A 16449-nucleotide genomic window follows, 5' to 3' on the forward strand; every position below is an offset into this window, starting at 1 on the left:
TAAACTACTATTATCATATTTAAAAAAAATAGCAAATCTAATTTAGGAACTTTCCGACAAATGACAAATTCATCTGCATACTTGCTGAAATTGAGTGCATAAATAGCTGTAAATTCATTCGCTTATATTATTTCAATTTTCAGCGCACTTGAAACAAGAAAAACTGCTCAAAAGCTAATTTATTAAAAACCAAAGAATCGCAATAGCCAATAACATCATGCTTTCTGTTATTTCAATACTCGCACCAACGGTATCGCCCGTAATTCCACCTAAACGCTGCATAAATTTATATCGCAAATACAAGGTGCTAAGGATAAAAGTCAGAACGGTCACCAAACCCACCCATCCCCAAAGCACTCCTGCAAGCAAGGTCAATGCGATCACAATTTTTGTGCCTGTTTTAGGCAAATGTGCCTGAATAGCAGTGCCTAAACCATTGGCACGTAAATAAGGCGTGCTTAAAAATAAAACCAAAGCGCTTAATCGTCCCAATACGGGTACAAACAGCAAAAATGCCAAATACTGTTGTTCGAGCAATACATACAACGCAGACCATTTTAATAAACAGCAGATCAGTAAGCTCAATACTCCAATCGGGCCGCTGCTTGGGTCTTTCATGATGTTTAAGCTACGTTCAGGATCACCAAAACCGCCGACCCATGCATCGGCAGTATCAGCCAGTCCATCTAAATGTAAACCACCTGTCAGCCAAATCCAGAGCACTAAAATTAAGCTGCTACTCAGAACCAAAGGCAAGAATTGCAATAAATGCGCCATCCCCCACAGCGCAGCTCCAATTAGTAAGCCAACGAGCGGATAAAACAGCAGTGATTGTGCATTTTGCGCTGCAGTTGGCATCTGTTTTAAAGAAACAGGAAAAGTGCTCAGGAATTGCAAGGCAATCCAAAAAGGTGTCATGTTTGCCCCTGCATGCAAATGTTGCCATTGGGATGTAACTGGAATGAACTCAATTGCCCCAACGCTGCAGACATTTTTAAAATATCGTCTAAAGGTTGTTTCTGCGCCAATACTTTGAGCAATTTAATTACCCCGCCATGCGTGACCAATAACACACGTTTAGGTTGTTGCTCGAGTTGTTGTAAATATTGGTTGAGATCGGACAGACCTTGCAAAACGCGCTGCTGAAAATTTAGCAAAGATTCTGCTTGTGGCGGACTAAATTGGGTCGGTGTCATCCAAAATTTAGCTAAATCTTCAGGGTATTGTTCATATAAGGTTTGAGTGGAAATAGCTTCCCATGCACCAAAATGCATTTCCTGAAATTGTGCATCAATATACAGTGGCAATTGCTGTGCTTGCGCAAAGGTCTGAGCAACCTGCAGACAACGCTGTAAAGGTGAACTTGCCACAACATCCCATCGCTGTCCTGTAGCTATTGCCGTGTTTAAAGTCTGCTGCATGTCTTGCCAACCTTTTAAAGTCAAAGCATCATCGGTTGAGCCACGCAAAGTATGACCCAATTCTGTTTCGCCATGTCTTAATAGGTCTAGCATGATCATAAAGATACTTTCTCACCAATAACCGCAGCTTCGGCAAAAGTCGCCATTTGATTATGCAAGGCACAGGCCAGTTGGATAATGCCCAATGCCGCGCCCGCACCGCTGCCCTCACCTAAGCGTAAATTTAGATGCAGCAAGGCTTGTGCACCTAATGCTTCTAATAAGCGACGATGTCCATATTCAGCCGATTGATGCCCAAACAACATCCATTCTCGGACTTGAGGATTTAAACGCACTGCAACTAATGCAGCAGCACTGCTGATAAAACCATCCACCACCATCGGCAAGCCCAACTGCGCACAGCGAATATACGCGCCCACCATTGCAGCGACCTCCAATCCACCAACTGCACATAAGGCTTTAAAAGCATCATCTTGCACATAGTTCTGATGTAGAGCTAAAGCAGCATCAATCACCTGTTTTTTATGTTGCAATTGTGCAGTGTCAATTCCTGTGCCTATGCCAGTCAAGGCTTCAGCAGGTTCTTGTAATAAAAAGCAAGACAAGGCTGATGCCGAACAGGTATTTCCAATACCCATTTCACCTGCGACATAAATCGAGGCCTGCTGTGCGATGGCATCTTCCACACTTTGACGTCCAAGTGCCATCGCATCTGCACACGCTTGTTCAGTCATGGCGCGGGTTTTAGCAAAATTCGCTGTGCCTGCACGAATACAATGCCGCTCTACTCCTGCATATTCATACGCTTCCCCGACCGAGCCGCAATCCACCACTTGTAAATGCGCCTGATATTGTCGGGCGATGACGCTGATACATGCCCCACCTGTGGCAAAATTTTGTAGCATTTGCCGAGTCACGGCTTGGGGATAGGCGGAAATATTTTCTTCCATCACGCCATGATCGCCTGCGAAAATACATATCCACGGACGTTCAATATTCGGCTGCGTTGTTCCTTGCAAAGCCGCCAGTTGAATCGCAATATTTTCCAATGCTGCCAATGAACCTGTTGGTTTGGTCAATTGAAGTTGTCGTGCAATTGCCTGTTGTTTCATCTGTTCATTTGGCTTTTGACACGCTGCAAACCACCAAGTCATTTCTTCTCTCCTTTTAAAAGCATTGGAAAACCTGCGACACAGAACTGCACTTTGTCTGCAATTTGTCCCAATTGCTGATGTAATCGCCCTGTTTCATCGACAAATTTTCGGGTTATTTCGCCCATCGGTACAACGCCCAAACCTGTTTCATTGCTCACTAAAATAATATCGGCTTGCAACTGAGGTAAAACTTCGAGCAATGCTGAAATTTGTTGTTCGGCAAAGCTTTCTGCAGATTGCATCAACAAATTACTCATCCACAAGGTCAGACAATCTACTAAAATCACAGCATTCGGATGATCCAGCATCTTTAACTGCTCCGCCAAATACAAAGGCTCTTCGCACAATTGCCAAGTCTGCGGACGCTGTTGTTGATGATGCTGAATCCGCGCCTGCATTTCTGCATCGCCCGCTTGTGCAGTTGCTACATAAATGACGGATTTGCCAAGTTGCTGCGCGGTTTGCTCAGCCATACGGCTTTTACCCGAACGCGCACCGCCCAAAATAAGTTGAATCACATGTGCTCCAAAGGAAATTGATGCGTGCTAAATAGCTGACCTTGTAAAGTGTGTGCCTGATAATAACCAAAATTTAAATGATGGATATCTAAATCGAAATATTGCACGGGGAGATTTTGAATACGCTGCAAAATCAAATTGGTTGAACACGCTGTTTGATATAAACCCAAAGTAATATGTGGATGATACTGTAAAGCTGCGATTTCAGCCCCGCCTACGCTAAGTGCCTGACGTATACGCGCCAGTTGCTGTGATTGATCTTGCACTTCTACAAATAAAGCACTATCAAAACTATTGATGCCGCCCACTTTCAGTTGAAAAGGCTCTAGTTGCAACTGCTGTAAGGCTTGAACTTGTTGTTGAAATTGTGACTCGAGAAAGTCATCTTCCCAATGCTTTTTTGCTGCATAAAACCCACAAATATATAAGGTGATATGAAACTGGCGAGTGTTTGGGCGAAATAATACATCTGAAAATTGCTGTTTTAATTGTTGTAAATAACATTCTAAAGCTGGATGTTGAACAGCTAAATACCAAAGCACATAACGCTCACGCCCACGATGCCATTCAGGATAATCATGCTGCTGTGTTGGAATAACGTACTGATTGGCTTGAATAAACACGGGATAATTCAATGAATTAAAACAGCTTATGGTAAAACATTCACAACTGAATAGACATGAAAATCATGCAATTTGAGGTGAATATTTTTCAGTTTGGTATTTTAACCATCTACATCATTTAAATAATTTTGATTTTAATGAGATGGATAAAATTCAGAAGATGGCTGAAACAGGTCTGCAATGTTATGCTGAAATGAAGATGATATTTTCTAATCTACACAAGACACTACATTACTGTGAAGCTTTACCCCATCAGAATCGGTATAACTGGAGTTTATGATGCAACAAGAATTGATCTGTTATAAACAACTTCCTATTTGGAATCATGACTCAATTCCACAAGGGTTTAAAAAACAACACAATACCCAAGTCGGCACATGGGCGAAGTTGACTATTTTAAAAGGCAAATTGCATTTTTCGATGCTGCATGAATCTGGTGAAGTACAATCTGAGCATATTTTTTCCGTGGAAAATCAACCACCATTTATTGAACCGCAAGCGTGGCATAAAATTGTATCTGCCAGTGATGATATTGAGTGCCAGCTTAGTTTTTATTGTTTGCCTCAAGATTATTTTGTTAAAAAATATAAATTAAGCCCAACACATTCTGAAATTTTAATGGCACTTCCACAGTTAACCGTGGGTAAAGCTTTGGATGTTGGCTGTGGTACAGGCCGAAATGCGCTGTATTTGAGCCAAAACGGTTTTCAGGTGGATGCTTGGGATGTGAATCCGAGTAGTATCCAAAAATTAAATGAAATTATTGCTACAGAACAGATTTCATCTATTCAAACTACTGTGCGGGATTTAAATCAGGATGCCACAATTACGGAGGAATATGACTTCATTAACTGTACAGTGGTGATGATGTTTTTGGCGCCTGAAACCATTCCTACGCTTATTCAGCACATGCAGCAAGCGACCAAACCACAAGGCTTTAACTTAATTGTTTGCGCGATGGATACTGAAGATTACCCCGTGCAACAAGACTTCCCTTTTAGTTTTAAAGCGGGTGAGTTAAGTGCATATTATGCTGATTGGGATATTGTGAAATACAATGAAAATGTCGGTGAGTTGCACCGCACAGATGCAGATGGCAATCGCATTAAACAGCGTTTTGCGACGTTGTTGGCGAGGAAAAAGTAGATGTGCACGTGGAATCTTAAATGAATAAGCTTTTGAGCTGCTCACAGACTACATTTCAATTGCGTACATAAAGCTTAAAATAAAAAACCACTTAGGATTAGTACACCTATGTGGTTGTTTTATATGGTGGGCCCAGACAGACTTGAACTGTCGACCAACGGATTATGAGTCCGTTAACATAGTAATTTAAAATCAACAAATTAAAAATATAATGTCAATACTATCATATATTTATGTAATTTTAATAATTTATTATTAACTCTTTTTGTTGATTAATATATATTGATTTTGCTTACTACTTGCTTACCAGATGCTTACTAGAATGAAGTTAACAAAACCTGCTATTGATAAAATTGATTGCTCAGACAAAAATAAACCAACTTTTTTTTGGGATGAGAAAACACCAGGATTCGGCGTCAAAGTTACACCTAAAAATAATAAAAGCTACATTTTCCAAGGCCGTATTGGTCTTCAAAACCGTCGTATCAAAATTGGTGACGTTGATGTATGGAAATTAGATGAAGCTCGTAAATATGCACAAGAATTGGCGATTATGTGCCACAAAGGGATTGACCCATTAATCGAGCGTAAGAAAGCTTTAGCTGATAATAAAGAACTGCTAAAACAAGAAAAACGCAAAACTATTAAATTTAAAGATGTATGGTTTGAATATTTAAAAGCAAGACAACCTAATTGGCGACCAAGAAGTTATCAGGACCACATCGAATTATCTAGAGGTGGTTACGATCCTGAAAAAAATAGTGTTTATACCAGTCAACCCATTTTTCAACTGTTTGAGTACAAACTTTCTGAATTAACTGCAGATGTATTATGCGATTGGCTTGATCACAATGACTTCCGTCCAACAACATCAGCTAAAGCATACAGACTTACACGAGCTTTCCTGAATTGGTGTGATGAACACGAGGATTATGAAAACTTAGTGCCTCCAAAATCATACAACTCAAAAAAAGTTAAAGATAAAGTCCCTTCCCCAAAAGCCAAGAATGATTGTTTGATGAAACAGCATCTAAAACCATGGTTTGAAGAGGTAAATAAGTTAACTAGCAGAAAAATAGCGATTTTTTTGATATGTAGTTTAATCACTGGTTGCAGAAAGAATGAGCTGCTTTCATTAAAATGGACAGATGTCGATTTTCGTTGGAAAACAGCAAAAGTCAGGGATAAAATTGAAGATGAAGGTCGCCTAATTCCTCTAACTGCATATGTTGAAAGCTTATTATTAGAACTAAAGAAAAATTCTGATTCTAAATTCATATTTAGCAGTAAGGGCGCTGAATGTGGCCATATTGTTAATCCTTACGATAGCTTAGAGAAAATATGTAAAAAACTAAATATTGAACTTACTCCCCATGGATTGAGGAGATCATATAAAACGTTAGCTATTTGGGCAAAAATCAATGAAGGATCTTTAGCACAGATATCAGGTCATAAACCAAGTGCATTAGTTGAAAGGCACTACATCGTACGACCTATGGATATGCTACAAGAAACACTACAAGAATATGAGGATTGGATTTTGCAACAAGTGCGAAATGGCATTAATTGAAATACCTCGATACGGACTAATGCCAGTCAGTTAAGAAATTGACTGGTAAAGGGTGTAAATAATTCTGTGTAAATACAGTTTTAAAAATACTTGGTTACACGCTCTTCAAAAGAGGGCGTTCAAAAATCTATGTCAGTAAATTTGACTACATTTTAATTATATCGATCTAATCGACCTTCAAAGTAAATGGATAATTGAGTAATGTGTGAAAATTGAGACTTCTACTGACATTTTGGTAAATTTTACCTCATGTCATAGGAGTTTGAATTTTGAGTACAAAAGCCCAACGGGAAATTGCCCATAAATTAAAAGTGTTTGCTCATGCTGAACAAAATGGCAATGTTGTATTGACCTGTCGATATTTTGGTATTTCACGAAATACTTTTTATCGTTGGAAGAAGAATTATAAATCCAAAGGAGAGATAGGATTAGTCAACAGTAAGCCATGTCCACAGAACCTTAAGCTACGCACGCCTGCTGTGATTGAAGATAAGATTATTTATTTACGTCAACACTATCATTTTGGACAACTACGGATCAGTTGGTATTTATGGCGTTATCACCAAATTAAAATTTCAGCAGCTGGGGCGTACCATGTTTTAAAACGGCATGGTATGAATCGATTACCCCAAAATCAGCGTAAACGTTCTATTCCTATTCCTCAACGTTATAAAAAACAAGTGTAAGCGTCCGCTGAACCCCATGCCTATTTTTTAATTTGAGTTGGATTTCCAGCGATGTGGTAGTAATTCTTCTATTTGGGTCGCTTTATGCGTCGGCAGCCTTTTCAGCACATCACTGAGATAGGCATACGGATCCAACCCATTCAGCTTTGCTGACTGGATTAAAGTCATGATATTTGCTCTCGCTGTCCACTGCGCAGCGAACCTGCAAACAACCAGTTCTTACGGCCCAATGCCCAGGGACGCATTGAGTTCTCTGCCCAGTTATTGTCAATGGGTAGATTGCCATCATCCAGATAGCGGCTTAAGGCTGGCCAACGCTTCAGACTGTAATTGATGGCCTTGGCGGTTGGAGAACTCGATGGCACCGTCAGATAATGTTGGTTGAGCCATTCACACAGTTGTTGCATCACCGGTTGGCTGTGCTGTTGTCGGTATTCGCGGCGGTGTTCTGCTGTACCATCGGTCTTTTTCCTGAGTTCTGCTTCTATCGCATACAGTTTCTGAATCATCAGTAATGCCTGTTCAGCGATCTGACTTTTCCCGGTCACATGTAGCTCATGGAATTTACGACGTGCATGCGCCATGCAGCCCACCTCTATGACATCGCCTGATTTAAAGCGTGCTTTATAACCACTGTAATCATCACAGACCAGATGGCCCTGCCAGCCATTCAGGAACTCTTCTGCATGCTGACCTGAACGGCTATCCTGAAAGTCATAGATCACCGCTTGAACTGGATTGTACTGTGTAGTGGCATAGGCCCAGACATAACCTTTCTTCGGTTTTTTCTCATCATCACCCATCCGCATGATGGTGACCGGCGTTTCATCGGCATGGATCACCCGCTGTTGCAGCACCACCTGTTTTAAGGCATTGGCCAGAGGTTCCAGTTCCACACCGCAGCGACCAATCCAGTCAGATAACGTGGATCTGGACAGATCAATGCCAGCCCGCTGATAGATCAGGCGCTGACGGTACAGCGGCAAATGATCGGCATACTTCGATACCAGCACATGGCTGAGCAGTTCAGGACTGGCAATACCTTTATCAATCACATAGGCGGGCATCGCTTGCTGAGTCAGGGTGTCGCACTGATCACAGACCCATTTGCCACGTACATGCTGTTCCTTATAGAACTGTGCCGGTCTGAAATGCAGTTTTTCACTGATATCTTCGCCGATACGACGTAACTGGCAGCCACAACTGCATTGGGTTGATGCAGGTTCATGCTCAATACGGATGGTGTGTAGATGATCTGGCAGCAGTCGACGTTTAGGTTTGTTGACTGTGGCTTTCTGTGTCGCTGCATGGGTTTTATCTGCATTTAATCGTTCTAATTCCAGATCAACGGCTGCGATATCTTCTTCGACCGCCTCATCCCACAGATGGATTTGTTTTGCGGTGAGATGTTCGTTTTTACTGCCGAATTTATGCTGTTTAAACAGCGCCAGTTCATGCTCGTATTTTTGATTGAGAATAGAAAGATGCTGAACTTTAGAATCTAATTGCTGATTGGTGACTTCAAGATGTTGAACTTTGGCATCTAATTGTTGATTTGATACTTCCAGATGTTGAACTTTAGAATCTAATTGCTGGTTTGATTTTTCTAATTCTTGATTTGATTGTGCCAGAGACTGATGCTGCATCGCCAACTGCTGGGTAAATTCCAGCAGTTGTTCATGGGTCAGTTGGCTTAAGTCAGGCAGCGTATTCATGACCGCAGTATGCCTGAGGTCATGAGAAGAATGAAATAGAACGTTTGGAGAATAGCAGAATGGAACAGCCTGGTTTAAAGCATCGTCACCACCTGCTGTCGTCCAATGCGCTGCCAGGGCAAACCTTGGATCAGTGCCTGTAACTGTTCCGGGCTGAGGGCCACGGTTTCACCTTGGTGAACTTGAGCCCAGTGAAATTTGCCCTGTTCCAGCCGCCTGGCACACAGCCAGATGCCCAGTCCATCATGTACCAGTACTTTCATGCGATGGCCACGTTTATTACAGAACAGGTAAGCACAATGCGGTTTGATGTAGCCAAAGGCTCTCACCACCTGAGCCATGGTCGTATCCATACCTGCACGCATGTCCATGGGCTGAGTAGACAACCAGATTTCATCAATGCGGATCATGTTGCCAGTGCCTTGAGTAATTCTGCCAAGGCAGGTATTTCTGATGTCTGCCATTTTAGCTGAATATCATTATTCGTATGAGGCACGGTGATACACAACGTGATCCTCTCATCAATAGGTTGGCTGATTGCAGCAGTGTAAGGCAAAGCAATAAATGCTGGATTCACATGAGTAGGATCCTGCACGGCACCATCATGATGGCTGAAGATCCTGATCCAACGACTGACAAGGTTGGCATTAATACTACGTTGCAGTGCGACCGAAGCGATCGAGGTATTAGGATTTTTGCAGGCATTGACAATACTGAGTGGCTTTGTTGCACAAAGATTTGAAATGCAAAGCGCCCCTAATTGAGCCAAATTTAAGGCGTAACTTGGGTAAGTGGTCGACCTAATTCCGTAAATCTGTTGAGGACTGCTACACGTGCATGAATTTCATTCACCTGACTAGGAAAGCTTCTTGCCATTAATTTATCGCCTAATAATTTGATGCAATGCATCTTGGTTTCCACCAAACTGCGGCGATGATAGCCTGACCATTTTTTCCATAATGTCCTGCCTAAACGTTTAACTGACAGGAAAAATATTATGGGTTTAAAGGGCATATCGTGATTAATTTATCAGGGATGATTACGAACTATACTTTTGCTCCAGCAAATTGTGATGAAAGAGATGTTGCACCTGAAATTACACAAAACATTTATGGTTTATTGGGAGCGGATAAGGGATATATAAGACCTGAATTAAAACAATATTTTAGGCATCAATATTTAGACTTACAAACACCTTATAGACGAAATATGGTTGATCTAAGACCAAAAGAATCAATCAGAATATTGATGAATGCTCGAAGGCAAATTGAAACTGTTATCGGTCAGTTGACTGACCGATTCAACATTCAAAAAGTAAGGGCAAAAGATCTGTGGCATTTAACACATCGAATTGTTCGTAAGATTCTTTCACATACTCTTTCAGTTATTCTAAATATGAAATTAGGGAATCCTCCTATACAGCTTGAAACCATAATTAAAAGTTGAGATTGGCGTATCTAATTTAAAAATATAAGTTTGAAATAATTTTTAACAATGAAAAAGACAAGAAAGCGACATATTTGATATGTCGCTTTCTTTAAAGACTCAGATTAACCAATAATGATTTGGTTATTAATTAAATCCTGTAATTCCAATGCGGTCTTACCTTCAATAATTAACAAATCAGCCCAATCATGAGTTGTACCACTCGTTCTATTAGCAACACCATCACGGTCAATTTTCAATACGGCATCGCCATTACCATCATCTTCAACTTTGATGTAGTTAGCAATATCCGATTGATCTACTGAAAGTAGACCTCCGAAGAACCCAGCACCAAACTCAATTTTGTCATTGGCTTCGTAATCGACCCATGTGTCTGTACCATTACCACCTGTCGCATCGGCAGCATTTAAGACCGCATAAATCGCTGTGTCTGAACCAGAACCACCAATCAAGGTATCGTTGCCTGAACCACCATTGAGGATGTCACTTCCTGCACCGCCGTTTAAGCTGTCATTCTCGAGACCACTCATCAGCAGATCTTCACCGAACGAATCGGCAACGAAGCTTTCGGCAGATGCACCCCTGCCAGCGATGTTCTGAGGTGGGGTCAGGGTGATATTGTCGACCTGCAAGGTAAGATTGCCCCGCAATGAATTGTCCGCAACCGTGAACACCAGCCGGTAGGTGCCTGCCTCATCGATTGTCCGAGTAATGGACTGGTTGCTCAGATTGGTGTCGTTCGTGAAATTGTGCGTACCATCGCCCCCCGTCACATTGCTCCAAGTGCCATTGACGTTCTGCTTTTGCAACCGATAACTGACCGAATCACCGTTCCGTGCCTCGCTCGTCCACTGGTTGAACGTCAGAGTACTGCCAGCATGATTGACAGTAAAAGCAGCGCTGGTGGCTATGGCATTATTTCCACCATTGTTGCTTGAATCATCAATCACCAGTCGCCCATCACTATTAATCGCCACACTATTAATCGCCACCGTTCCCTCTGTAACAGTCCACGCCGAGGTATTGCCCAGCACGCCACCGCTGAACGCACCCAACACGACAGGCTCGACCGCATGCACCTGCACCACTAGGCTGCCAGTGGTGCTGGCGGTGCTGGAGGGATTACCCACTTCGGTGGTGATGGCCTCCACCTGCAACGTTACCGCACCAGTGCTAGCATTGATCGGCGGGGTGTAAGTCAGCGTAGCCTTGTTCCAGCTCTGAACATCCACTTGCGTGTTGCCACTTGTGGCGGTGAAGCTGTTGCTGCCATCGCTGAGCTTCGCACCCACTGGGATGTTCTTGACCCACACCGCCAAAGTTTCGGAGCCATCGGTATCCACCAGACCTGCAGCAATGCTGGAAATCTTGATGGCAGTACCAGCCTCGCCTTCATTGGCACCATAGGCCTTGTAATAGCCGTAGCCACCGGTACCGTTGCTCAGACTGCCCAGTTCACCCCCTGCCGCCTCAATCGCTGCCACATTTGTAAACAGTTGCGCAGACGTCGTCGACAGCACGGCGGCTGGGTTCAACCCTTCTTTAAACAAGATGCTATAGCCACCAGGCCCAGATTGGTTATGCACATAGATATCCAATGTGTAGTAACCACTGGCAGAGGGCGTAAACGTGCCTTGAAACTTACCGGATCCACTAGAGCCATCAGGACTGGTACTACTAATGCCCCAACGCCCCGAAGCCACAGTGATACCACCGACCACGATGGCAGCGCTGTCATCGGCAGTGCCACCAAAGGTATATGACTTGCCTGCTTCCAGATAGATCAGGCCGGACATCTTGACACCTGCGTTAGCAGTCAATCCGTTGGAGATGTTGACATTGGCATTGGTAACTGTGGTGCTGGTGCCACTGGAGGCAGCAGCAAAACCGACCAGCAAGTCTGTTGCAGACACACCATTGCCACCAGTGCCACCAATATTCAAACCCGTATAAGTGGTCCGTATGAGTCCATTGTCCACTGGCGACTCGACCGTCGGCGACGTTAAGGTCAACGTGGGCGCGTCGGCCACCGGCGTGACGTTGATCGTCGTGGTGTTATTAGCTGTCTGCCCAAAGTTATCCTTGGAAACCACCGCCAGGGTATCGATACCACTCCAGTGAGTATTACCTTGGTAGGTCAAGGTCTGCAAGGTCGCGTTGATCGCCGCCTCGCTGCCGACCAAGGTCAGGGTACCGCTACCGTTGCTACCAGCACTAATGGAAGCCCCAGTTTGCAACGTCACTTTCATGACACCATTGCCCACGCTGAGCTGCACGCTGGCGAGGTTGGTGTCAGCCACCTGAACCGTCGACAGGCTCAACGTCGTGTCTTCATTGACTGTCTGCGCCACAGGTACCGTGTTGACAGGCGCGCGGGTATCCACGGTCATGCCGACCACGTTGCCTGCCAAGCCGGCATTGCCCGCTGCATCGGCGTAACTGCCCGCCGCAAGCGTCACCGAGGCAGCACCTTCGTAACCCGCTGTCGGGGCGAACGTGGCCGTCCAGACCAGCGGGCTGACCTGCTGCAGGTTCGAGACCGTGCCACCGGTTGTGGTGATGTCGCCCACGACAAAGCCCTGCGGCGCTTCATTGAAGGTGAAGGTGACCATGACGGTCTCCGCGCCAGTCAGGTTCACATCGTCTACACTGACACTCACCGTCGGCGGGGTACCGTCTACGGTGAACTCAAACGGCACAGATGCCGGACCTGTCGAATTGGAATCTGCATTGTAGGCACGTGCCACTACTTCGACCAAACCATCACCAAGGGTGCCAGTGGTAGTGAGCAGGGCAAGCTGTTCCGAAGTGATAGTCCAAGTCCAAACTCCAATCTCTCCGTCTGGTACTTCGATACGGATCGGGCCAAGGCCACGCACCGTTACCCAAACTTCGTCCACCTTGTCGCCGCCAGTCGCACCTAGATCAATCGTACCACTAATGCTACCCTGCCTATCGTTGGTCAGTCCATTGTGTCCGATATCCCCAGTGTCACCACTTCCGCCCGCGCCATTAGAACCAGCAACAGCATCTACATAGGCAACCACTATCGGTGTTGGCAGGCTCTCTGGTGCCAGAGTCACGGTTCCACTGTCACTGGTACCAGTATTGCCCGCCTTGTCGGTGACATGAACCTTAAGCAGATCAGCATTGTAGTCATCAGACAAGGCCTGATTAAGCGCTACATTGATCTGCAAATATTGCCCGTAACCAGGAGCCAGACTACCAACCGTACCCTCGCCATAGAACACACCGTCGTAGTACACCTCGACCTTGTCACCAATATCGGCATGAGTTTGCTTGGCGTTAGACAGGTCACCAGACACGAGTGCGGTGACATGACCAAATCCAGTGCTTTCCGGTGCAACATAATCAACATGGGTCGCCTGCGGAGCATAAGTATCAGCCACGAAGGTGTACTTTTCAGACACCTTGCTGACGTGTCCAGTAACGGTATCAACTAGCTTGACCTGCAGATAGATTTCGTCATCGCCACGCAGTTGATCGGCCCACCAGATGGTCTGCAGCACTTCACGCAGTTGATCGGGGCTGATTGTCCATTGGCCGTCGCTGACCGTGACCACCACGTCGGCACCGTTAGGGTAGCCCTGTGGGCCCGGCGCGCTGTCGTCGGTGCTTTGCTTGTTAGCGTACAGGCGCAGGGTGACCTGGCCATCGGGCGCGTCCACCGCGCCAGTAATGCGGCCCATGACGTCGTTGCTGTAGACCACCGAGTTGTCGACGATGGTGGTCGTCTGTGGTGTGCTGCCATCGACGGTGTAGTCCAGCGTGATCGAGGCGCCGTGGTCGTAGGGTTCAAAGGTGTAGCGGCCATCGCCGTACACGGTGATCGCGCCCTTATCAGCCAGTTCCAAAGTCTGACCGATGGTGACGGGCTGGCCGTTAGCAGTCACGTTTGTGACCACACTACTACCATCCGATGCAGTACCTTCCAGTTGGCCTTCTACCTCGGAGCTATTAATCTTGTTTTCTTCCTTCAACGCCACAGTGGTAGCAGTTACGGTGGTTACAGTCGGCGGGAACATGTCGTGGATCGACACCTGCACCTGATACTGCTTGCCATCACTGTCAGTGAGGGTGAGCTGATCATTCAACGGTGCGTTGCTTGCGGCAAGTGCACCAGCCAAGCCTGTATTGAGCACGTAGCTCCATTCGCCGGTGGCGGTGTTGAAGGTGAAGGTGCCGTAGGTACCGGCCAGCGTGGTCGGCGTATTGAAGCCAGTGAGCGCTTCGCCATAGCGGTCCAACACGCTGCCCGAGACCGTAGTGGTGCCGTCAAGCGCAGCCTGCGCACTGGCGCTCCCCTGCACATACTCGATGTTATCGTAGTAACCAGTGATCACTGGTGCCGGCGGCGCGGCAACCGTGTAGGCCTGATCATCGCTCGCGCTATTGCCTGCGGCATCGCTGACGGTGGCTGTGGCCGTGCCGTCCTTCAACAGTGCGGCTTGTTCCTTGGTGACCTCCGCCGACCAATTACCACTCGCATCGACTGTGCCGGTGACGCTGATCGGGTTATTGTCGGCACCGAGAATTGGATCACCATTGGCATACTTGAAGGTCACCGTGACGTTGGTGCCCACATCCACGCCCGACACCGTGCCATTAATGATGAATCCATCTACCATCTTCTCATTCCAATCCACGATGTCATTGCCATCCGCAACGTGGGTGATTGTGATCGTCGGTAAGACTGTATCCACAGAAATCGGACGCGTTGCCTGGACAGCAGGGTTGCCCGCCGTATCGGACACATCCGCAGTTACGGTCAGCGCACCTTGCGGTAACAGCGTTACATGCGCCCGTGGCACATCCAGCGTCCAGGCATTATCCGTCACCACAGCCGTATAGGTCTTGCCATTGAGGGTAACTGTTACCGACTGGCTATTCTCTACGCCAGTGGTGGTGCCCCTGATGGTCAAGTCTTGCTGGGATTCAGCCGCATTGATCACGTCGTCACCCGCCAACGGGCCAGTGATGCCGATCGTTGGTGCGATAGTGTCAATATTGACGTTGCGATTGCCAACGTTACCTGCGTTACCAGCCTGATCGTAGTAACTCCCAGCGGCAATCGTCAGCGGCACCATCGTTTCGGTGTTTGTCGCTGCGGTGACCGTACCCGTCCAGGTGAGTCCGCCATCGCTCGTGCTCAGCGTACCCAGCTTGAGATTGGCTGGATTACCTAGCAAAGCCAAAACCTCCGCTGCCGATAGTGCATTGCCTGCATCATCATGCGGCACTTCGGTAAACTTAATGGTCAACTCGCCAGAATTACTCTCACTAACACCATTTAGCACGTTTGGATCCACCGTGATCGTCACTGTGGGAGGCGTTTTGTCCACGGTAATCGTGTGCAAATCCTGTGCATAATTACCTGCGCTGTCGGTCACGCTTGCAGTGATCTGCGGAGAACCTGTGAGCAAAGCCACATCTTCGACAGGCACTGTTACAATCCAGTTCCCGCTCGTCTCGACTATTTCGAATGTATAAGACTTGCCACCGATCTGAACCTTGATAACCTGGCCGTTTTCCACGCCTGTGGTCGTACCACTGATGGTCAAGTCTTGCTGGGATTCAGTCGCATTGATTACGTCGTCACCAGCCAGAGGACCTGTGATCGCAATCGTCGGTGCGGCGATGTCCACGCTGATCGGTTTGCTTGCCTGCGTTGCAGGGTTGCCAGCCTTATCGCTCACGTCAGCAGTCACAGACACAGAACCTGTTGTAGGCAGTTCGCCCACAGCTTCCGCCGGTACCGTCACGCTCCAGGCGTTGTCCGTCACCGTCGCGGTGTAGGTCTCGCCGTCCACGGTCACCGTCACCTGCTGGCCGTCTTCCACGCCTGTGGTCGTACCACTGATGGTTAATGGCTGTCCTTTTTCAGTCGCATTGATTACGTCGTCAACAGCCAGAGGACCTGTGATCGCAATCGTCGGTGCAACGGTATCAACCGTAAATTTAATTTCTGTCGGATCCGAAACATTCCCAGCTTTGTCAGTTTGACGTACGCTGATGCTGTTCTCACCTTCAGCTGCAACCGGGGCTGTGGTGCTCCAGTTCGTGCCATCAGTGCTGTATTCAACGGTCGCACCTTCTTCGATACCCGAAACAGTGTAGTCACCCTTGTTGGTGATGAAATCATCTGCTGA

Annotated in this window: 11 protein-coding genes and 3 pseudogenes; 4 read left to right on the plus strand and 10 right to left on the minus strand. The window is 46.2% G+C overall.

Features of this window, described 5'->3' with window-relative positions; translation table 11 throughout:
- Nucleotides 1–174 precede the first annotated feature (174 nt).
- The 5 genes from FTT74_RS06350 to FTT74_RS06370 are packed head-to-tail and all read right to left on the minus strand — an operon-like array spanning nucleotide 175 to nucleotide 3716.
- Nucleotides 175–918, minus strand: a complete 744-nt coding sequence (locus tag FTT74_RS06350; protein ID WP_004976907.1) for an adenosylcobinamide-GDP ribazoletransferase — start codon at nucleotides 916–918, stop codon at nucleotides 175–177.
- Complete coding sequence (locus FTT74_RS06355) at nucleotides 915–1520, minus strand: histidine phosphatase family protein (RefSeq protein WP_179988711.1); 606 nt, start codon at nucleotides 1518–1520, stop codon at nucleotides 915–917. Before FTT74_RS06355 ends, FTT74_RS06350 begins: the two co-directional genes overlap by 4 nt.
- Nucleotides 1517–2575 carry a nicotinate-nucleotide--dimethylbenzimidazole phosphoribosyltransferase gene (gene cobT, locus FTT74_RS06360; protein WP_004976913.1) on the minus strand — a complete coding sequence of 353 codons (1059 nt, stop codon included), beginning with the start codon at nucleotides 2573–2575 and terminating at the stop codon, nucleotides 1517–1519. Before cobT ends, FTT74_RS06355 begins: the two co-directional genes overlap by 4 nt.
- Entirely contained in the window at nucleotides 2572–3093 is a 522-nt protein-coding gene (cobU, locus tag FTT74_RS06365; protein ID WP_096901203.1) for a bifunctional adenosylcobinamide kinase/adenosylcobinamide-phosphate guanylyltransferase, read from the minus strand. Before cobU ends, cobT begins: the two co-directional genes overlap by 4 nt.
- The gene (locus FTT74_RS06370) at nucleotides 3090–3716 is read right to left on the minus strand and encodes a 2'-5' RNA ligase family protein (RefSeq protein ID WP_096901204.1); all 627 of its coding nucleotides are present in this window, start codon (nucleotides 3714–3716) and stop codon (nucleotides 3090–3092) included. The genes cobU and FTT74_RS06370 overlap by 4 nt, the downstream gene beginning before the upstream one ends.
- A 279-nt stretch (nucleotides 3717–3995) precedes the next feature.
- Between FTT74_RS06370 and tehB the strand changes: the two genes are divergently transcribed.
- The 3 genes from tehB to FTT74_RS06385 all read left to right on the plus strand — a co-directional run bounded on the left by tehB (nucleotide 3996) and on the right by FTT74_RS06385 (nucleotide 7118).
- Complete coding sequence (gene tehB / locus FTT74_RS06375; RefSeq protein WP_179988710.1) at nucleotides 3996–4862, plus strand: SAM-dependent methyltransferase TehB; 867 nt, start codon at nucleotides 3996–3998, stop codon at nucleotides 4860–4862.
- Between the two features lie 322 nt (nucleotides 4863–5184).
- Nucleotides 5185–6432 (plus strand): integrase family protein, encoded by a 1248-nt coding sequence (locus FTT74_RS06380; RefSeq protein WP_131261641.1) that lies wholly within the window; start codon nucleotides 5185–5187, stop codon nucleotides 6430–6432.
- Between the two features lie 269 nt (nucleotides 6433–6701).
- Nucleotides 6702–7118 (plus strand): helix-turn-helix domain-containing protein, encoded by a 417-nt coding sequence (locus tag FTT74_RS06385; RefSeq protein ID WP_227592049.1) that lies wholly within the window; start codon nucleotides 6702–6704, stop codon nucleotides 7116–7118.
- Between the two features lie 27 nt (nucleotides 7119–7145).
- Here the strand turns inward: FTT74_RS06385 and FTT74_RS06390 are convergent.
- The 4 genes and pseudogenes from FTT74_RS06390 to FTT74_RS06405 form a co-directional block, all read right to left on the minus strand.
- Nucleotides 7146–8833 (minus strand): annotated as a pseudogene (locus tag FTT74_RS06390) (IS66 family transposase).
- A gap of 74 nt (nucleotides 8834–8907) precedes the next feature.
- Nucleotides 8908–9243 carry an IS66 family insertion sequence element accessory protein TnpB gene (gene tnpB, locus FTT74_RS06395; protein WP_000618091.1) on the minus strand — a complete coding sequence of 112 codons (336 nt, stop codon included), beginning with the start codon at nucleotides 9241–9243 and terminating at the stop codon, nucleotides 8908–8910.
- Nucleotides 9240–9578, minus strand: a complete 339-nt coding sequence (locus FTT74_RS13885) for an IS66 family insertion sequence element accessory protein TnpB (RefSeq protein ID WP_373683479.1) — start codon at nucleotides 9576–9578, stop codon at nucleotides 9240–9242. Before FTT74_RS13885 ends, tnpB begins: the two co-directional genes overlap by 4 nt.
- Nucleotides 9579–9604: 26 nt before the next feature.
- Nucleotides 9605–9817, minus strand: a pseudogene (locus FTT74_RS06405) (IS5/IS1182 family transposase); the annotation flags it as partial.
- Between FTT74_RS06405 and FTT74_RS06410 the strand changes: the two are divergent.
- Nucleotides 9818–10279: pseudogene (locus FTT74_RS06410) on the plus strand (IS982 family transposase); the annotation flags it as partial. It abuts the pseudogene before it with no gap.
- Between the two features lie 104 nt (nucleotides 10280–10383).
- On the opposite strand, the gene FTT74_RS06415 reads toward FTT74_RS06410, so the two are convergent.
- On the minus strand, nucleotides 10384–16434 hold the full coding sequence (locus FTT74_RS06415) for an Ig-like domain-containing protein (protein WP_373686086.1): 6051 nt from the start codon (nucleotides 16432–16434) through the stop codon (nucleotides 10384–10386).
- Nucleotides 16435–16449 lie beyond the last annotated feature (15 nt).

Source organism: Acinetobacter sp. YH01007 (genome assembly GCF_013420425.1).
GTDB lineage: Bacteria > Pseudomonadota > Gammaproteobacteria > Pseudomonadales > Moraxellaceae > Acinetobacter > Acinetobacter towneri.